The sequence below is a fragment of the Psychrobacillus sp. AK 1817 genome, from assembly GCF_008807035.1.
Lineage (GTDB): Bacteria > Bacillota > Bacilli > Bacillales_A > Planococcaceae > Psychrobacillus > Psychrobacillus faecigallinarum.
In genome coordinates, this window is sequence record NZ_CP031739.1 from 1961703 (window position 1) to 1979923 (window position 18221).

The following is an 18221-nucleotide window of genomic DNA, read 5'->3' on the forward strand; positions in this document are numbered from 1 at the left end:
AAGCTGAATGTCTTGTAATAGACATACGCCCACTTTTATATTTAATGTCTCTCATAAAATTCGACATAAAAAAGCTCAGCAAGGAGGGGTTCCTCTCTTTGCTGAGCTTTTAACGTATTTTTAACTTTTACTTACCTTGTTTAAATTCATTTAAGTACTCTTTGACTTTATCTGTATCAGCTTTTAATTCGTTTCCTGTTTCCACAAGAGGACTTACAGTGGACACGGCTTTTTTCTTGTTGCCTTGGTAGTAATTCAATATTTCCTCTTGGTTAATGGAATATAAAACTGCTTTACGTAAGGATTCACTTTTCGCAACTTCACGATCCTTCGTATTAAATAACAAGTAACTTACTGCATTACTATCATTTTTTTGAAGGGATAGCTTGCTGTCGTTCTCAACTAAATCGTATTTAGTTTCTGGTACTCCATTAAATATATGAATTTCGCCATTGCGAAGAGCTGATAATGCACTGTCAGCATCCGCGATAAAGCGTACGGTCACATTTGTAATTTTCGCCTCATTTTCTGTACCTGGCATATAGGCTGGGTTTTTCATGAATACTGCTTCGTAATCATTTTTGTAAGTCAGAATATAAGGACCACTTGCATATAAAGTATTGTTATAAGAAGAGCCTTCCGTTACAGTATTCTGATCCCCATAAGGAATATCTGTTTTTACATCAAATGAATCTACTTCATACGTGTTAATGCTTTCTACTTGTTTCTGAGAAACAATACCTGCTGATTGGTGAGCCAGGTAGTTTAAAACTTGCGGGAATGGATTCGTAGTAGTAATTTTTACTACTTGGTATTTTCCAGCAGTTGCATCAGCTTCTGTTTTATTTGACACTAATTCGTTAATGCCAGAATCCACACCGTTTTCTAAAGCTTCTTTTACAGAAGTCTCGCTTCCGGATTGCTTCACATCAAGTTCTGAAAGATCTGTAACGATTTCTATATTTTCCATGCTTTCATGTAAGCTGTATGTGCGGTGATCTGGAACTGATTTGCTGTCTTTTGCACGGTTTAATGAGAATACAACATCCTCTGCACCCACGCGTTCACCAGTGTCTACTGCTTTTTTATCTGTTACAGCAGCGAAGTTAATATCATCTCTTAGTAAGAAATAATAATCTTTGTTGCCATCTGCTATCGCATGATTCAATGATAGAGATCCATCAGAAACTACTTTATCATCATCTGTTAAGTTAACTAAACGGACATACATATTTGTATTCAATGTATTGATAGAACCGTCATTGCCTTTGATAGGATCTAAAGAAGTTAAGGATGCAATACCTTGTTGCATAACCAATGGTTCAGAGTTTCTTTTAGAAGTGTCTGTAAAGTCAATTGTCTCCCATGCTATTGCACGAGATTTAGCTAGTCTTACTGTCTCTTCATTCAACACTTCTTTGTTTACTCCTTGCGCTTTGAAAGAGTTATATAAAGGTGCAATATAAGCCTTTTCTAAAACTAGAAGTTCTTCAAATTCTTTATACGTTTTTGTGTATTCTTCCGGTGTTTCTGTACTTGCTCTTTCAATTAATTCATCAATTTTCTTATCAGACATAATACTGTTATCGCCATCTGATTTAAATAATGCACGTACTGCATAATCTGGGTTACCCGTAACTGTCGTCCAGCTTGATAATGCCAAATCATAGTTTCCAGCATCTTTTTGAGCTGTAAAACTACCGTAATCAGGTTGTATGTTTAGTTTTACTTCAAAGCCGTTTTTAATTAATTGGTCGCGTACAATGTTCATATCCGCTTCACTAGAACTCATGCCTAATAATTCAATTACAACGTCACCTTGCTCTGTTTTGGAATCGGATTTGTCAGTTGCTTTATCAACATCTGATTTAGTATTAACACAGCCCGCCAATACTAAAACTAGAGTAAACAATAAAGCTAATAATCCTTTTGTGTTCTTCATATTTTTTTCCTCCTTGTTGAGCTTGCTTTAATCCATTCTCGGATCGAATGCATCTCTAAGTCCGTCACCTAAAAAGTTGAAAGATAACACGAGTCCTATAATTGCTAAACCCGGTATAATCGCCAAATAGGAATTGGACTCTAAATAAGTACTGCCTATCTTTAAAATATTGCCCCATTCTGGTATATGGGGTTCTACTCCAAGACCTAAAAAGCTCAAGCTGCTTGTTGCAATTACTGCTGTGCCTATCGTCAGTGTAGCTTTGACGATCATAGGTGCAAGTGAATTGGGAACAATTTGCTTAAAGATGATTGATAGATTGGAAGCTCCTAAAGCTCGAGCCGAGTCTACATATTCGTAGTTCGATACCATCATTACATTAGCTCGCATTGTTCGGGCATAAGTCGGAATCGAACCAACACTTAAAGCTAGTATAAGATTCGTAGTATTTGCTCCAAATGCTGCAATAATAGCGATGGCTAGTAATATTCCTGGTATTGCGTACAAGATATCTAGCAAACGCATAATGATGTTATCTGTACGCTTGCTATAATAGCCTGCCAACGCTCCTAATGCTCCTCCAACCACGAATGGAATTAGGGTCGAAGCAAAGCCCACTATTAGGGATATTCTTGCCCCGAAAATAATTCGAGAAAATAAATCTCTTCCGTAATTATCTGTACCAAATGGATACTCAAAGCTTGGCGGCTGGAGCAATGCCTCATAGTTGTTCTCTACTGCAAAATCATAGTCAAACGTAAACCTGCTAGTTACAGACAAAGCGAACATAAGAATGATAAAAAACATTCCTAATATAGCAGTAGAATTACGAGTGATTTTATCCCACATCGTGTTCCACTTCACTATGCGTGAAAGACTGTTACTTCGGGTTTTAATGATTAAACTAATACCAAGCACAAAGTTAAAAACATTACCCGTTAGAGACGTAATGATTAATACAATGGCTAGGCCTTGCATCCACCCTGGTGCCCCTTCATCTCTGACATACTTGGCAACAGCTATCAAAGTAAATACTTGAAGAACTAAAATAACGATTAAAATACCTATTGAGGTTAAAAAAGTGTCTGACACATATGGTTTAAAAAGATTAAATGCAGAAATAACTAGGATAAACAGCTGGGTGAAAATCATCCAAATGCTAAATGTATATTCCGGTGTTTTCTTTTCTTTTATCAAGTTAAAACCAAACGAGGATACAAAGATATTAGCAGTTAATATCGCAATTATTTGGACATAGCCAAGCCTTCTTGTAGATGATTTTAAATGTCCTAGATTCAAAAGCTCTCGCTTCATTCTCCAGATAATAAAAAATTGAAGTGCTGTAAAAAAGGCATACACAGCAAAAATACTACAAGCAATCGGCTTAATCGTGCCCATCTCAAAATCAAAACTATTAAATAATAAAAATATAGTTACTAGAAGAGAAAGTACTCCTGCAAAGTTCGCCTGTGTATATTCTCGTGACAGCTTTAATGCATGTTGTTTTTTAGTTACCACTTTTACACCTACTTCTTACAATTGCTTCATCTTAGATTTTATACGCGGATCAAAAAACGCATATAAAATATCGATGAGCACATTAACCAAGGAAATGGTTATTGCAATATAGATTACTCCACCCATAATAGCCGGTATATCGGGGATAAATTGTTTATCGACAATATAGCTACCAATCCCGCTAATATTGAATACCTTCTCTGTTACAGCCGCTCCTCCAAGCATTCCACCAAACAGTAAGCCGATAACAGTGACAATCGGAATCATTGCATTTCCAATGGCGTGTTTCCAAAGCACTTGGCGTTGGTTTAAGCCTTTTGCTTTTGCAGTGATAATATAATCCTCATTTATAATTTCTAATACGGAGGAACGAGTCATCCTAGCTACTGAAGCAGTAAGTCCTGTACCAAGCACAATCACTGGCATAATAATTGATAACCAGTTTTGCGGACTATAAGTTGCAGGAAGCCATTGTAGCTTAATAGAGAAGTTCAAGATGAATATAAGTCCTTGCCAAAAGTTTGGTATGGACAATCCAATTAAAGCAATGAACATAAAGGCATAATCTAAGAAGGAGTTTTGTCTAGTTGCAGATATAATTCCTACAGGAATTGCTATTACTACTGCCATTAATAAAGAGAAGATTGCAATCATTAATGTAACTGGGAACTTATTGGCAATACTTGTTGCAACATCCTCATTACCTGTAAAGGATGCTCCTAGATCAAAGGTTGCAATTCCTTTTATTGTATTCCATAGCTGATTGAGATAAGGCAGGTCTAACCCATGCATTTGATTGAACGCAGCCATCTGTTCCTTAGTGGCACTTTCTCCTAAAAGGTTAGCAGCTGGATCAAAAGGCGATAAATATAAAATGGTGAACACCAAAACCGAAACGCCTGTTATAACAAAGATACTCATGATCAATCTTTCAAAAATAAATTTACTAAACGCATTACTATAAAGACCCAATAAAATATACATCAGTAAGCCAGGAATAAACGAAACAATTAGAAATGCAGTATTCTCTAATAAACCTAAAAAATATGTTGTATAAGTGAGTGGCTTTGTACCATTTAACTCATGTATTTCATTCATTTCATTGGATACAAGCTTTTCTACTCTATCTTCCACGAGTTTATTTATTTCTACTGTCATTTTTTCTTCATTAATTTTTTCATTAAAAAAGGCATGCTTTCGTTCATACTGCTCCTTAAACTCCTCGTATAGTTCCTCTTTTATCCCCCTTGCCACAAGTGAAGACTTTAGATCGCTATTTAAGGAAGAACTAGGATCCTTCTGCTTTTTTAGGTAAAAAAGTAGAAAGGTTATTATATGAACTGGCAAGCCAAGTAAAAATAATAAGATTCTAAAGAAAGAATGATGTTGTAGTCTTCCATAGGTCAAACTTAGTGCGTTGGAAGAAGATTTTCTTCCCATACCAAATACCCCCTCCCTATATTGTATAAATCCGAGTGGTATAGTATAGTATAGATTCGAACTACTATTAAGTCAACGCAAATAATTTGGTTCTATTAAGCGTAGGGTTAAATGCGCCATAATTGTGCGTGTTTAATCTTCTTTTTTGTAGAAACCGCTCATATTACTTAAAATATACGCTCTCTACTGAAAGAGCATGAATCATAAATAATAAATTGAAGATTTTAATCAGATAGGTGGTTTTCATGGAAACTATTTTAAAAGTAAAAGATTTACAGATTTCTTTTTTAACAAACGACAATGAATTTGAGGCTGTTCGAGGCGTAAGCTTTGAAGTAAGAAAAGGAGAAACACTTGGCATTGTAGGAGAATCAGGTAGTGGAAAAAGTGTCACTGCCCGCTCCATCATGCGCCTGCTGCCTTCTCCCCCCTCCTTCATGAAAAATGGCTCCATTGAATTTTTAGGAGAATCTCTTGAGACAAAAACTGAAAAGGAAATGGAGAGTATTAGAGGAAGAGATATCAGTATGATTTTCCAGGATCCCATGACATCTTTAAACCCTACCATTCGAATTGGCCCACAGATTGCAGAAAGTCTTATCAAGCACCAGCAGCTTTCTAAAAAAGAGGCAAAGAACCAAGCAGTTGAAATCTTGAAGCTAGTAGGCATTAAGAATAGCGAAGAGCGCTACAACCAGTATCCTCACGAATTTTCAGGTGGTATGCGCCAAAGAGTTATGATCGCTATTGCACTTGCCTGCAAGCCAACGCTATTAATAGCAGATGAACCGACAACTGCACTAGACGTTACCATTCAGGCTCAGATTTTGAATTTAATGAAGGATATGCAGCAAAGATTTGGCACCTCCATTATTTTAATCACTCATGATTTGGGTGTAGTTGCAGGTATGTGCGATCGAGTGGCAGTTATGAAAAATGGCGAAATTGTAGAAACCGGGACAACTGAAAAGATATTTGAAAATCCTCAGCATGACTATACAAAAAAATTATTAAATGCACTTCCTCGTTTAGATGAAAGGAAGAAACCCAAGAGACCACCGCTTCGTTCCATTGGTTTAGAAAATGGCAAGCCGTTATTAGAGGTCAAATCTTTAAAGCAGCATTTCCAATTAGGCAAAGGGACTGTGCTGAAGGCCGTTGATGATATCAGCTTCTTCATCAAACCTGGAGAAACCCTTGGACTTGTAGGAGAATCTGGCTCAGGAAAATCAACTACCGGTCGGTCCATTCTTCGGTTACATGAGCCTACGGATGGAGATGTGCTTTATCAGGGAATGGCCATCAACCGTTTGAGTAAAAGTGAATTAAAAACGATGCGACGACATATGCAGATTATCTTTCAGGATCCGTATTCTTCCTTAAATCCTCGTTTAAAGGTGTTAGATATTATCGGCCAGGCATTAGATATTCATCGTTTGAGCAAAAATGCAGAGGAAAGAAAACAACGTGTAGAAGAGTTACTAAAAATGGTAGGGTTGGATTCCTCCCATGCCATGCGTTATCCACATGAGTTTTCAGGTGGACAACGACAACGAATCGGCATTGCCCGAGCACTGGCAGTAGAGCCTGACTTTATCGTCTGTGATGAACCACTATCAGCTTTAGACGTTTCTATACAGGCACAAATTGTAGAACTACTAGAGGATTTACAGCATAGACTAGGTCTAACTTACCTTTTCATCGCACATGATCTATCTATGGTTAAGCATATTAGTGATCGGGTAGCGGTGATGTATGCTGGTAAAATTGTGGAGCTTGCGGAAAGTGAAGAGCTTTATTCTAACCCACAACATCCTTATACAAAATCCCTATTAGCAGCAATCCCTATTCCTGATCCTAAGGTAGAAGCTAAGAAAAAAAGGAAGCTTTTGGAGGAATCAAATGTTGAGGATAGATATCAATTGAAGCAATCTAAGCTTGTGGAAGTTTCCTCCGGTCACTGGGTAGCAATTCCAAATTTGAAATAACTCTTGAATTTATATTCACCCCATGATAAACTTACTTATCGCTAAATTTTGAAAATTATATATTTTTATTTCTTATCAAGAGAGACGGAGGGATTGGCCCTATGATGTCTCAGCAACCAGCCATTATAGGTGTGGTGCTAAATCCAATAGACATTTTTGTCTTGAAGATAAGAAGAATGACTTCAATCTATATTGGGGGTTCTCTTCTTATGAAGAGAGCCCTCTTTTTATTTGGCAAAATGCTTCTATTCTATATTTATCCTGAATTTTTTTATCTTAGAGTCTACTTTGTGATTTATTTTAGAAATGTTGAACCTATTAATAATAAGAGGTGAATAACAATGTCCAAAACTCACATTAATACACAATTAGTTCAATTAGGTAATCATTGTGATCCAAAAACTGGAGCAGTTAATCCTCCTATCTATTTATCCACAGCCTATAAACATCATGGTCTTGGCCAATCTACCGGCTATGACTATACTCGAACTAAAAACCCTACACGAGCTATTTTAGAGGAGGGAATAGCCAAGCTAGAGCAAGGCGATACAGGATTTGCCTGTAGTTCGGGAATGGCAGCCATTCAATTGGTCCTTTCCCTTTTCCGTTCAGGTAATGAATTGATTGCCCCAGAGGACTTATATGGAGGTACTTATCGCCTTTTCAATCAATATTCTGACTCCTATAATATTAGGACTATTTATAGTAAATTTACCTCTTACGTAGAGGTGGAATCTCTTATTACCAAAAATACGAAGGCAATCTTTCTTGAAACACCTACTAATCCGTTAATGCAAGAGATTGATATTCAGCTATACGCGGAGTTAGCTAAGAAGCATGAGTTACTTTTAATTGTGGATAATACCTTCCTAACTCCTTTTTTACAAAGGCCAATAGAACTTGGCGCAGACATTGTCATACATAGTGCTACTAAATATATCGGAGGTCACAATGATGTACTGGCTGGGTTGGTTGTATCAAAAGGCGTTAAATTGGGCGAGAAATTACAGGCTAACCATAACGCAGCAGGTGCAGTCCTTTCACCATTTGATTCATGGCTGTTGATACGTGGGTTAAAAACTCTCCATCTAAGAATGAAACAGCATGAAGCAAACGCAAAGAAGTTAGTAAAATTTTTAGAGCAACAGCATTTAATAAAAGATGTTCTCTATGCAGGCAAGGGTGGCATGCTCTCCTTCCGCCTTCAAAGAAGCGAACTGGTAGGTCCTTTTTTAGAAAAGCTAAAGTTAATCATATTTGCTGAAAGTCTTGGTGGTGTGGAAAGCTTCATTACTTACCCTGCCACTCAAACACACGCAGATATACCAGAATCTGAACGAATTGCTCGGGGAGTAGATAATAGTTTATTAAGGTTTTCTGTTGGTATTGAGGAAGCGGAAGATTTAATCAATGACTTAAAGCAAGTATTTGTAGCTTTAGAGAAGGAGGTTATTGTTTAATGGAGTCTATTCATCAACAACTTGAAACTAGTTTAATTACTGCTTCAACTCGAGGTAATTATGAAAGAAGAACCGGTGCTGTAAATGTTCCAATCTATTTATCTTCTACCTTTCATCAAGAAAGTTTAGATAGCTTCGGCCCATTTGATTATAGTCGGTCTGGTAATCCAACCAGAGAAGCATTAGAAAAAACCATAGCAGAGCTAGAGGGTGGTACGCGAGGATTTGCTTTCGCTTCTGGTCTGGCAGCGATATCAACCTCTTTAATGCTGTTATCTGCCGGAGACCATATAATCATGACGGAGGACGTTTATGGTGGCACCTTTCGCTTTGTGACAGAGGTTTTACCTCGCTTTGGTATAGAGCATTCTTTTGTTAACCTTTCTAATTTAGATGCTGTTGAGCAGGCAATTCAGTCCAATACCAAACTAATATATATAGAAACTCCCTCAAATCCGAGAGTAGGTATAACTGATATTGCCGGTATTGTAGACATAGCTAAAGCCAATAATTGTCTAACCTTTTTAGACAATACCTTCATGACACCACTCTACCAAAGGCCGCTCGAATTAGGTGTAGACGTTGTTTTGCATAGTGCAACTAAGTTCTTGTCTGGACATAGTGATATCATTGCCGGCCTTGCAGTTACAAAGGATGAGTTGCTTGGTAGCAAGTTAGGTTTTCTTCAAAATTCCTTTGGAGCCATACTGGGTGCTCAAGATTCCTATACACTCATACAGGGCATTAAAACAACAAGTGTGCGCTTCGAAAAATCTACGGAGACGGCTATTAGTTTGGTCAATTATCTAGCAAATCACCCATTAGTGGAGGAAGTTTTCTATCCTGGATTATCATCTCATCCAGGACATGAAATTCATAAAAAACAGGCGGCCAGCTCTGGTGCTATATTTTCCTTTCGTTTGCCAGGCAAGGCAGCTACAAAAATATTTGTTGAAAATCTAAGAATACCTGTTTTTGCAGTAAGTTTGGGTGGAGTAGAATCTATTCTCTCCCACCCCGCTACTATGTCCCATGCAGCAATGCCTAAGGAGGAACGAGAAAAGCGTGGAATTACTGATGGACTGCTTCGCTTTTCGGTTGGGCTTGAACATGTGGATGACCTGTTAGCAGACTTTGAACAATCATTGGAAATAGTTACTACACATTATAAAGAAAGTAGGAGTTTAATATGACCAATCAATTACTAGTAAAAGCACCCTTCAAAGCAGATCATGTAGGAAGTTTCTTAAGACCAGAACGCTTAAAAAAAGCGCGAGCTCAATTTGAAGAGAAAGAGATAACTTTAGAGTTGCTAACTCAAATTGAAAATGAAGAAATTATTAAACTGGTTGAAAAACAGAAAGAAGCTGGGCTACTTTCCATTACAGACGGCGAATTCCGTCGTAAATGGTGGCATTTCGATTTCTTAGGAGGACTAGATGGTGTAGAGTTTTATGAACCCGATAAAGGCTTGTCTTTTAAGGGAGTCCAAACAAAAGCTCATGGCATTAAAGTAACAGGAAAAATTGGCTTTAGCACTCACTATATGATAGAGCATTTCAAGTTCTTAAAAGAAGTTGCAGGTGATGCTGTAGTAAAATTCACTATCCCAAGCCCGAATATGCTTTATTATAGAGCAGCATTTGAGGAAGGTGTGTATAACAACGATGAGGAAATATTCGCCGACTTGATCACAGCTTATCAAGGTTTTATCCAAGCATTATACGATGAAGGCTGTCGTTATCTACAAATCGATGATACTTCCTGGGCAACCTCCTTTTCCGAGGAAGGAATTGCTTCTTTGAAAGACAAAGGATTGTCATTAGAGCAAGCCTTGTCCTTTTCTGCACGAGCTATTAATGAGTCTGTTTCAAAAAGACCTGCCGATATGCTAGTGACAATGCATATTTGTCGAGGAAATTTCCGCTCCACGTATATTACGAGCGGCAGCTATGAATTAGTATCAGAAACTATATTCGGTGGATTAGATGTGGATGGATTATTTTTAGAATTTGATGATGATCGTTCAGGTGACTTTGAGCCATTGCGTCATGTTAACAGAAAAGACCTTTACATCGTGTTAGGGCTGATCACCTCTAAGCACGGCGAACTCGAGGAAGAGGATTTAGTTAAAGCTAGAATAGAAGAGGCATCCAAATACGTACCAATTGAACAGCTTTGCTTGAGCCCTCAATGTGGGTTCTCCTCTACCGAGGAAGGCAACTTATTAACAGAAGATGAACAATGGGCGAAAATTCGCCATGTGGTGAAAATAGCACAGGATGTTTGGAAATAAGTATCCACATGTGGATAACCAAAAAATTAAGCGAGGTTAGTTGGACTAAAGTCCGGCTAACCTCTTTTAACTAAAATGAACCTTCCTTAAAGAAGGTTTTTACATTTGTTTATTGGGGTAATTATAGAGTAAGACGGTAACTTCTTTAAGGAGGAATGTATGATGAGTAAACAAGCTTATGAATATACAACAGATGATATTGTAGAGGAAACTGGAGATTATATTTGTGAATCTGGTGTAACTAGAACATTAGAAGAAGGTTCGAAGTTTCCATCATGTCCTGATACAGAAGTAGTTACTTATTGGAAGCGCGCTAATAGTCATTCTCACGCTTCTGGTCAGGAAGTTTTAGAATCTGGTCGATATGTAGACGAAGATGGAGATGAAGCATTTCTGGAGGCTGGAGCAATTTTCCCAAACTGCCCTAAATCCGGTGTTCCTACAACTTGGTCACACGCTGGATAACCAATGAGCTGATACTAGTCTTTTAATAGACAAGTATCAGCTTTTTATTATTTCAAATCATTCCAGTAGCTTTGGGCTTGCACTTCCCTCTCCTGCTGGTTCTTCCTTCTAGCTTCTTCAGAAATTAACAAAGACTCATTGATGCCATTTTTTACACCCCACTTGATAACAAAATATAGCAGGATAGAAACACCCAATATCCAAAGCAGTAATTGCCCTGTAGTCATTTAATTCACCTTACTCTCCATTTATTTGTTTCGTACAACAACTAGATAGCTTGTATTAACAGCCAACATGACTAAGCACATCAATGCAATAGAAAACATTTGAGATTGCTCACTAAAGAAAGAAAATGCTACAGCCAAAATAATACTTATGAGCATGAAAAGGTTAAATAGCTGATGAGCCCTGTAGAGACCTTGTAATGTGACATATTTCTCTCCATCATCCATAGATTCCATAAACTTTTTTTCATAATCCTTTGAAGTAACACTCGGAAGGTTTCTTTCTGGGTAAATATTTCTTACGAGATTTATACCAAAAATGGAAATGACACTGCTAGCAATAAACAAGAGAATAAACCCAATTTGAAGGATTGAATTATTCGACATAAGAATAGATATCGCTACAGCTAAGATTGATAGAATCAAAGATGTATTAGCTGTTATATTCAAATCAGCAAATTTTTTGTACTTAAATTCTTCCATCAAATCCTCTTGCTCTCCAACAAACTTTTGAGCATTAACTTTTTTCAACTTTTTGATTAATAGCAGACTAGTCACTAACAAAATCAAGAGAATGGCTAAAACAATATATAATAATATATTTACTGGCTGTGCCCATGCTTCATCTATTTTATTTTTATCCATCATTATAGCAAGTGTGATAGTAAAGCCAGCTAATCCTCCAAGCAGTAAGCTAATAATAGTTGTAAATACCTTTTTCATCATTCATCCTCCCCTATCAAAAAGACGTTTTCTACAGACTCATTAAAAATTCTTGCTATTCTAACAGCAATCAAAATGGATGGCATATATTCTTCACGTTCAATCAAGCTAATCGTTTGTCTAGAAATTTTAGCTAATTTAGCTAGCTCGGTTTGATTGAGCCCCTCTCTCGCTCGCAATTCTTTTAAGCGACTTTTCACAATCATCGCCTCCTCCTTTTTAATATATACAATAATAGTCATTTTGACAACTATGATTGTCATATTGACTATGATAATTTATTATATTTAATTTTAAAAGGAGGTCGCACTAAAAGCATGCGCCTCCTTTATTCTTAGGGTCACTTATAAATCTCTTGCAATATCTTTAAGCTTATTTATAACTAGCTCTTCTTCGTTTGCCACATGAGAACTAGCAATTGTAATAAGCTCTGCATAGTCTCCTATACAGACTGAGCTTTGTGCTTGAAGAAACATAGATACATCGTTTGCGTCGTTTCCAAATGCTATAAACTGCTTGCTCTGTACTCCAAGCTTTTGTAATCCATTCCATTTATCAACACCCAATGGACTTATATCTAAAATCTTTTCGAGTCCATGGTTATAAATCACAACTGGGAGTTCTTGGAGTTCCTTTAGTAGGCTTTCTTGATCATTGCTATGTATTATGACTACTTTTACTATTTCGTTTAACTTATGTAATTCCAATTTTTTAGCTTGTTGCTTTGGATCCAAATTCCTTTTTATAGGATGGTTTTCGTCACCTGTGTATGCGTAGTCCCATTCGCTATCTACTAGGAACTCTGCTTTATATTTTCCTAGAAGCTGTTTAATTTTATCAGAGGTTTGCTTGTCAAAATGAGTGCTTGATATAATTCGTCCCTCATTCGCTACAAATGCACCGTTACCTCCAATCATCGGTAGCTGATGAAAATGTTTAGGGAGAATAGGCAATAGATCACGAATCGGTCTTGCAGAGGCTAGAATTACTTCATGCCCCATTGCCCCTAAATCTTCCAAGGCTTTCACCATCGCATGAGTTAAGGGCTTCCCTTGAAAACAAATTGTTCCATCCAAATCAAAAACAAACTTCATCCTATATCCCTCCTCTTATAAAATAATCATAACAATTTGCTATATAATAAAAAAAGGACATATGTCCGAAAAGGAGAAAAAGATGAAGATTATTCAAACCCCAACAATCATTAGCCAGTATCTATCTCAATTTAATATTCAGGAGAAAATTACCTCTCCCCAAAATCTCTCTTTTCAGCTACGTCACTATAATCCAGGTGAAGCTATACTTAAAGAAGGAAATGAATTGGATGGATTATATTTTCAGGTAACCGGGAGGACAAAGGTAACCTCTAGTATAGAAACAGGAAAATCGCTGTTATTACGCTTTTGTCATCCTCATGCAATTTTTGGTGACATAGAGCTCTTGCAAAAGATAGAAATACAGTCACAAGTAGAGGCAGTAGAAGAAACCTCTTTATTATTTTTAGACAAGTTATCAGTAGAATTATATTTAATGAAGGATTCTTTATTTTTAGGGGAGCTATCTAAGCATTTATCCTATAAATTGCAAACCTGCACTACAGCATCTCGCGTAAACTTGTTGGCCACAGTGGAAGCCAGATTTGCAAGCTACTTATTAACTACTCGAGATATCCACAACTACTTTGGCAAAGAAATAACGACAAACCAAACAGAGGAAATTGCCTCTCTCATCGGAACAACTCATCGACACTTAAATCGAATTATCCTTTCATTTTTAAAGAAGAAAATAATTAAAAAAGAGAAGAAAATATTAATTGTGTTGGATTGGGGATTTTTAGAAGAGCTTTCTAATGGTGTTAAATATGAATGAGGGGATAGTCTAACGTCCCCCCCTTTAGACTATATGTTTTATGTAAGTAACCACAATGTCTTGTATGTATAAAAAGAACAACCACCCTGCTATCCCTAACAAAATGGATATAAATAGATGAAGAGAATTTTGTAAGGCCAAATATACAATAAGTAACATTACTGCGGTAGCTGGGAAACCCCATAATACACCCAAAGCAAACTTACTCAAGGCGGGGGATTGTTCTCCTTGAACATACAACCAGATAATACTTAGTAAGCTTACTAAAGGCAAAGCTGCAATAATTCCTCCATATGTAGGAAATCTCCTCGAAATCTCCGTTACAATAGCTATTATAATGGCAGAAATAACGACTTTCATTATAACGTACATTTTTTAGCTACCTCACTTAAGGTCTTGAATGCTTTCTCAATTATTATTTGTTCTTCCTTAGAAAGCTGTTCTACTATTTTCATTAATTTTTCATCATCCAGGCTTGTATTTCGATATAAAACATTTGACCCTAGCTCGGTTAAGCGTAATATGACCCTTCTATGGTCCTCTCCACTCTTCTCTTTTATTATGTATTTTTTGTCTATTAGTCTTTTCACATGTTCCGAGGCAGTATTATGCGATATTTGTAAAACCATTGCCACTTCATTTATCCCGGTATTCGGTTGTTTATCTATAAGCTGAAGTATACGTACTGCTTGATGAGTTATTTTATCCACATGTGGATAATGTAAATAAAAATAAATGTCTGTCCAATACTGATTCAATTGATTGACTTGTATGCTCATTTTTTTACCCCCCTTTTATATCGTATAATACGATATAAATATAACATAAGAATAACAAAGGAACAAGTTCCTATATCTTACCTGACAAGCGAACGGGAAATTTCAGGAAGCAGCTCTCATGACTATAGCTTTTCTATTTCAACTCGATTGCAAGAGACTGAGCTTAGAAACACTTATAAAATCATAAACTATTCGATTTCTAAAAGCTTAGCTAAAGAAAACCTGGCTCCCCATCATTTAATTATTTCAGAAAAAAGATTCAACAAATGATATAGTTTTATATATTACGGATATCGAACTTATTTATATTTTTTTTATTACTATTGTTACAGGTGCCAGGCACCTGTAACAATAGTAATAATATTTGGGGTGATAATAGAATGAATTTGCTTTTAATAATTTTGCCGGTCTTTATTATATTTTTTATTGGTTTTATAGGACAACGGTTGATAGGATTTGATATTAAATCTATTTCCTCTGCCGCTCTTTATTTGATGTCTCCTTTTTTAGCCTTCCGAACATTTTATACACACGAGCTATCCATAGATTATGTATATATTCTTATCGCTTGTCTTGGACTAACATTTTCTCTGTTATTAATCGCTTGGTTGTCTTCTCTTTTTATGCAAACTACGCGTTCAGAGTTGTCCGCATTGATTTTAGGAAGCGTTTTTCCGAATAGCGGTAATTATGGGGCTCCTGTAGTTCTATTCGCTTTAGGAGCAGTTGGGTTTGATTATGCTGTCGTAATTATGGTTTTCCACGGGTTAATCATTAATACGATCGGAATATTCTTTGCATCGTTAGGTGGAGAGGAAAAAGCTACATGGAAACAGGCTATTTATAAAGTGTTAAGAATGCCTTTGGCTTATGCTTCAGCACTCGGTATCTTACTCCAGTTAGTAGATATAACAGTTCCTCTGGAGGGAGTTGGCCTTGCCGCGGACGCTTCTATCCCTACAGTTATGCTTGTATTAGGTATGCAGCTTGCCGTTATTTCTAAAAAGAAGGTAGCGTATCATTTTGTATCAACAGCGACCATTATACGTATGGCAGTATCACCTTTAGTTGCAGCAGTAATTGTTTCATTTATGCCTTTAGATGATTTATATAAAACCGTATTTATTATCCAATCAGCTATGCCAACTGCTGCCAACACAACTCTCCTCGCCCTACAGTTTGGCACCGAACCGGATCTCGTTTCGTTTATGACCTTTATCACTACCATTCTAAGCATTATCACTATCCCATTAACACTATTTTTCCTAGGAATATGATTCCTTCTATTATTACAGGTGCCAGGCACCTGTAATACCAGGCACCTGTAATAATAGAACTCTATAAATTATTGCTAGTCCTTCAAGTATGAATAGGATTTGTTTTTCATAGGTTAATTTGAAGGAGTGATAACAGATGGAAAATTGGCAATTTCGAGGTAGTTATAAGCCATACGTTTCTCCACGGGACCCTTGCCCTCCTATTTTAGTTAAGAAATTTGTACTTCCTCCACAGCTATTTACTAATTTTCAACCACCAGGACTGCCGCAAAATACACCAGCAGAAGCTTTAAAGCAAGGTTCTTTATGGCCACAATTTGTTGATGGATTTTATAGGGAGGAGGGAATTTCTTGACGTCCAGCGATCACCAATGGAATTTATTGAAACAGGTTCAACAAATGGACTTTGTTGTTGTGGAACTAACACTTTACACAGATACACATCCGGATGATATGGATGCTCTAGAACAATGGAGAGAAGCTATAAAAAATGCAGCTGCTGTCAGAAAGAAATATGAAGCACAATATGGACCAATTTCATTAAATACTATTCCCTCCAAGCAGGCATTAGAGGTTGGCTGGCGATGGAACTCTACTCCATGGCCATGGCAAATTTAAGAAAGGGGATAAATAATGTGGGTTTATGAGAAAAAGCTGCTTTATCCTGTTGAGGTAACCACATGCAATCCGATGCTTGCTAGGTATCTTATGGAGCAATATGGCGGTGCTGATGGAGAGCTGGCTGCTGCATTAAGATATATGAATCAACGATATACTGTTCCTGATAAGGTAATAGGTGTTCTAACAGATATTTCTACGGAAGAGTTTTCTCATCTAGAAATGCTTGCAACGATGATTTACAAGCTGACAAAGGATGCTACTCCTGAACAATTAGAAAAAGCAGGCTTAGGAGCTCATTTTGTGAATCATGGACATTCTTTATTCTATGAAAATGCTGGTGGTGTTCCCTTTACTGCTACGTATATTCAATCTAAGGGAGACCCAATTGCTGACTTATATGAGGATATAGCAGCGGAGGAAAAAGCCCGTGCAACTTATCAATGGCTGATTGATATCTCAGATGACCCTGGTATTAATGATGCTCTTCGATTCTTAAGAGAAAGAGAAAACATTCATTCCTTACGATTTAGAGAATCTGTGGAGATACTTAAAGAAGAGCGAGACCGGAAAAAGATATTTTAATTTAAAGTGCTTGGCGACTAGTTTTCTAGTTTCTAAGCCTTTTATTTTTGCTAATTATAGTTTTAGGAATGTTACAGGTGCCTGGCACCTGTAACATTCCTGCATCTGATCGTACTTCTGTATTTTTTTGGGAGAGCTTGGTTTGTATATTCAGTTTGGCTTAGGCAACAATAACTTGAAGGATAATGTATTACTTCCGCCCAATTAAAATGGCAAGGAGGAATATAGCGAGATGAAATCATTAGTCATTAAAGTTGGAGTAGTATTCCTTGTGTTCTTTGGTATTGGTATTGGTTTCGCTACTTCTGCCAAGGATAAGGGAAGACCATATTACGAAGAGAAGGGTTATGTCCTTTGGGAGATTAAAACAGATGAAAAAGTCATTGCTTTGACCTTTGATGATGGGCCACATCCTACATACACTCCACAGGTTTTAGATTTACTGAAAAAATACGATGCCAAAGCTACCTTTTTTGTAATTGGAGAAAGAGCAGAAAAATATCCGGAGGTTGTATCTAGAATTGGGGAAGAGAACCATGAGATTGCCAACCATACGTATACCCACCCATTAAGCATTTCCCCTGCAAAGTTAAAGGAAGAATTAAAAAAAACGAATGATATTATTCACGACATTACTGGTACTTACCCAATCTTTTATCGACCGGTAGGTGGACAGTATAACGATAAAATTATTAATACAGCGATAAATGAAGGTTATAAGGTGATCATGTGGTCCTGGCATCAAGATACGGAGGATTGGAAAACCCCAGGTGTCAAAAAGATAGTGAAAAAAGTATTGTCTGGAGTTCAGCCAGGGAATATCGTTTTGTTTCATGATTCAGGAGGAGACCGCTCACAAACCATCCAAGCGTTGGAGGAAATACTACCAGAGCTTCAACAACAGGGTTATAAATTTGTCACAGTTTCTGAACTTATTGAAATTTACACTATGCCTGCTAGCCCCTAATAAAACCTAGTATGAGTACAATTACCTTTTCTACTCCAAAAATAAAAGGCTTGAATCATTAAAAATTTAA

Annotated in this window: 20 protein-coding genes and 1 riboswitch; of the genes, 11 read left to right on the top strand and 9 right to left on the bottom strand. The window is 36.9% G+C overall.

The genetic code is table 11. The features are described from left to right. Window positions 1-127: 127 nt before the first annotated feature. From D0S48_RS09790 to D0S48_RS09800, 3 genes are read right to left on the bottom strand one after another with little or no spacing between them, the layout of a single operon-like run. Entirely contained in the window at window positions 128-1942 is a 1815-nt protein-coding gene (locus D0S48_RS09790; protein WP_144539978.1) for an ABC transporter substrate-binding protein, read from the bottom strand. 27 nt (window positions 1943-1969) lie between these two features. Then, entirely contained in the window at window positions 1970-3460 is a 1491-nt protein-coding gene (locus D0S48_RS09795) for an ABC transporter permease (protein WP_225321728.1), read from the bottom strand. 15 nt (window positions 3461-3475) lie between these two features. Continuing rightward, window positions 3476-4900 carry an ABC transporter permease subunit gene (locus tag D0S48_RS09800; protein ID WP_144539980.1) on the bottom strand — a complete coding sequence of 475 codons (1425 nt, stop codon included), beginning with the start codon at window positions 4898-4900 and terminating at the stop codon, window positions 3476-3478. 245 nt (window positions 4901-5145) lie between these two features. Between D0S48_RS09800 and D0S48_RS21190 the strand changes: the two genes are divergently transcribed. The 5 genes from D0S48_RS21190 (at window position 5146) to D0S48_RS09825 (ending at window position 11109) form a co-directional block, all read left to right on the top strand. Next, window positions 5146-6888 (top strand): ABC transporter ATP-binding protein, encoded by a 1743-nt coding sequence (locus tag D0S48_RS21190; RefSeq protein ID WP_144539981.1) that lies wholly within the window; start codon window positions 5146-5148, stop codon window positions 6886-6888. A 69-nt stretch (window positions 6889-6957) separates the two neighbouring features. Next, window positions 6958-7062: riboswitch (SAM riboswitch) on the top strand. A 167-nt stretch (window positions 7063-7229) separates the two neighbouring features. After that, on the top strand, window positions 7230-8348 hold the full coding sequence (locus D0S48_RS09810) for a methionine biosynthesis PLP-dependent protein (protein ID WP_144539983.1): 1119 nt from the start codon (window positions 7230-7232) through the stop codon (window positions 8346-8348). Window positions 8349-8356: 8 nt separating this feature from the next. Next, window positions 8357-9541 carry a cystathionine beta-lyase gene (gene metC / locus D0S48_RS09815; protein WP_370455758.1) on the top strand — a complete coding sequence of 395 codons (1185 nt, stop codon included), beginning with the start codon at window positions 8357-8359 and terminating at the stop codon, window positions 9539-9541. Further along, window positions 9538-10644: a 5-methyltetrahydropteroyltriglutamate--homocysteine S-methyltransferase gene (locus D0S48_RS09820; RefSeq protein ID WP_144539987.1), complete on the top strand. Its 1107-nt coding sequence runs from the start codon at window positions 9538-9540 to the stop codon at window positions 10642-10644. The genes metC and D0S48_RS09820 overlap by 4 nt, the downstream gene beginning before the upstream one ends. A gap of 162 nt (window positions 10645-10806) precedes the next feature. Beyond that, window positions 10807-11109: a hypothetical protein gene (locus D0S48_RS09825; RefSeq protein ID WP_144539989.1), complete on the top strand. Its 303-nt coding sequence runs from the start codon at window positions 10807-10809 to the stop codon at window positions 11107-11109. A 47-nt stretch (window positions 11110-11156) separates the two neighbouring features. Here the strand turns inward: D0S48_RS09825 and D0S48_RS09830 are convergent, their stop codons facing one another. From D0S48_RS09830 to D0S48_RS09845, 4 genes are all read right to left on the bottom strand, one after another. Further along, window positions 11157-11336 carry a DUF6019 family protein gene (locus D0S48_RS09830; protein WP_144539991.1) on the bottom strand — a complete coding sequence of 60 codons (180 nt, stop codon included), beginning with the start codon at window positions 11334-11336 and terminating at the stop codon, window positions 11157-11159. Window positions 11337-11357: 21 nt separating this feature from the next. After that, complete coding sequence (locus D0S48_RS09835; protein WP_186318224.1) at window positions 11358-12056, bottom strand: DUF3169 family protein; 699 nt, start codon at window positions 12054-12056, stop codon at window positions 11358-11360. Beyond that, window positions 12056-12256: a helix-turn-helix transcriptional regulator gene (locus D0S48_RS09840; protein WP_144539995.1), complete on the bottom strand. Its 201-nt coding sequence runs from the start codon at window positions 12254-12256 to the stop codon at window positions 12056-12058. The genes D0S48_RS09835 and D0S48_RS09840 overlap by 1 nt, the downstream gene beginning before the upstream one ends. 144 nt (window positions 12257-12400) lie before the next feature. Next, on the bottom strand, window positions 12401-13150 hold the full coding sequence (locus D0S48_RS09845; protein ID WP_144539997.1) for an HAD-IIB family hydrolase: 750 nt from the start codon (window positions 13148-13150) through the stop codon (window positions 12401-12403). Between the two features lie 82 nt (window positions 13151-13232). Between D0S48_RS09845 and D0S48_RS09850 the strand changes: the two genes are divergently transcribed. Continuing rightward, window positions 13233-13925 (top strand): Crp/Fnr family transcriptional regulator, encoded by a 693-nt coding sequence (locus D0S48_RS09850; RefSeq protein WP_151111465.1) that lies wholly within the window; start codon window positions 13233-13235, stop codon window positions 13923-13925. Between the two features lie 24 nt (window positions 13926-13949). On the opposite strand, the gene D0S48_RS09855 is transcribed toward D0S48_RS09850, so the two are convergent. Next, a complete protein-coding gene (locus D0S48_RS09855; protein WP_144539999.1) occupies window positions 13950-14297 on the bottom strand; it encodes a DUF3147 family protein in 348 nt (115 codons plus the stop codon). Next, window positions 14285-14704 carry a MarR family winged helix-turn-helix transcriptional regulator gene (locus tag D0S48_RS09860; RefSeq protein WP_186318225.1) on the bottom strand — a complete coding sequence of 140 codons (420 nt, stop codon included), beginning with the start codon at window positions 14702-14704 and terminating at the stop codon, window positions 14285-14287. Before D0S48_RS09860 ends, D0S48_RS09855 begins: the two co-directional genes overlap by 13 nt. 380 nt (window positions 14705-15084) lie before the next feature. On the opposite strand from D0S48_RS09860, the gene D0S48_RS09865 reads away from it, so the two are divergent. From D0S48_RS09865 to D0S48_RS09885, 5 genes are all read left to right on the top strand, one after another. Further along, entirely contained in the window at window positions 15085-15981 is an 897-nt protein-coding gene (locus D0S48_RS09865; RefSeq protein ID WP_151111466.1) for an AEC family transporter, read from the top strand. A gap of 136 nt (window positions 15982-16117) precedes the next feature. Continuing rightward, window positions 16118-16336, top strand: coding sequence for a spore coat associated protein CotJA (locus D0S48_RS09870; RefSeq protein WP_144540003.1), 219 nt, complete (start codon window positions 16118-16120; stop codon window positions 16334-16336). After that, the gene (locus D0S48_RS09875) at window positions 16333-16599 is read left to right on the top strand and encodes a spore coat protein CotJB (protein ID WP_144540005.1); all 267 of its coding nucleotides are present in this window, start codon (window positions 16333-16335) and stop codon (window positions 16597-16599) included. Before D0S48_RS09870 ends, D0S48_RS09875 begins: the two co-directional genes overlap by 4 nt. A gap of 15 nt (window positions 16600-16614) precedes the next feature. Further along, window positions 16615-17184: a manganese catalase family protein gene (locus tag D0S48_RS09880; protein WP_144540007.1), complete on the top strand. Its 570-nt coding sequence runs from the start codon at window positions 16615-16617 to the stop codon at window positions 17182-17184. A 232-nt stretch (window positions 17185-17416) separates the two neighbouring features. Further along, on the top strand, window positions 17417-18151 hold the full coding sequence (locus D0S48_RS09885; RefSeq protein WP_144540009.1) for a polysaccharide deacetylase family protein: 735 nt from the start codon (window positions 17417-17419) through the stop codon (window positions 18149-18151). Window positions 18152-18221: the final 70 nt, after the last annotated feature.

Coding starts and splice junctions, on each gene's coding strand:
- D0S48_RS09790 (WP_144539978.1), bottom strand. CDS start 1,942: ATGAAGAACACAAAAGGATTATTAGCTTTATTGTTTACTCTAGTTTTA.
- D0S48_RS09800 (WP_144539980.1), bottom strand. CDS start 4,900: ATGGGAAGAAAATCTTCTTCCAACGCACTAAGTTTGACCTATGGAAGA.
- D0S48_RS21190 (WP_144539981.1), top strand. CDS start 5,146: ATGGAAACTATTTTAAAAGTAAAAGATTTACAGATTTCTTTTTTAACA.
- D0S48_RS09810 (WP_144539983.1), top strand. CDS start 7,230: ATGTCCAAAACTCACATTAATACACAATTAGTTCAATTAGGTAATCAT.
- D0S48_RS09820 (WP_144539987.1), top strand. CDS start 9,538: ATGACCAATCAATTACTAGTAAAAGCACCCTTCAAAGCAGATCATGTA.
- D0S48_RS09825 (WP_144539989.1), top strand. CDS start 10,807: ATGAGTAAACAAGCTTATGAATATACAACAGATGATATTGTAGAGGAA.
- D0S48_RS09830 (WP_144539991.1), bottom strand. CDS start 11,336: ATGACTACAGGGCAATTACTGCTTTGGATATTGGGTGTTTCTATCCTG.
- D0S48_RS09835 (WP_186318224.1), bottom strand. CDS start 12,056: ATGAAAAAGGTATTTACAACTATTATTAGCTTACTGCTTGGAGGATTA.
- D0S48_RS09845 (WP_144539997.1), bottom strand. CDS start 13,150: ATGAAGTTTGTTTTTGATTTGGATGGAACAATTTGTTTTCAAGGGAAG.
- D0S48_RS09850 (WP_151111465.1), top strand. CDS start 13,233: ATGAAGATTATTCAAACCCCAACAATCATTAGCCAGTATCTATCTCAA.
- D0S48_RS09855 (WP_144539999.1), bottom strand. CDS start 14,297: ATGTACGTTATAATGAAAGTCGTTATTTCTGCCATTATAATAGCTATT.
- D0S48_RS09860 (WP_186318225.1), bottom strand. CDS start 14,704: ATGAGCATACAAGTCAATCAATTGAATCAGTATTGGACAGACATTTAT.
- D0S48_RS09865 (WP_151111466.1), top strand. CDS start 15,085: ATGAATTTGCTTTTAATAATTTTGCCGGTCTTTATTATATTTTTTATT.
- D0S48_RS09870 (WP_144540003.1), top strand. CDS start 16,118: ATGGAAAATTGGCAATTTCGAGGTAGTTATAAGCCATACGTTTCTCCA.
- D0S48_RS09880 (WP_144540007.1), top strand. CDS start 16,615: ATGTGGGTTTATGAGAAAAAGCTGCTTTATCCTGTTGAGGTAACCACA.
- D0S48_RS09885 (WP_144540009.1), top strand. CDS start 17,417: ATGAAATCATTAGTCATTAAAGTTGGAGTAGTATTCCTTGTGTTCTTT.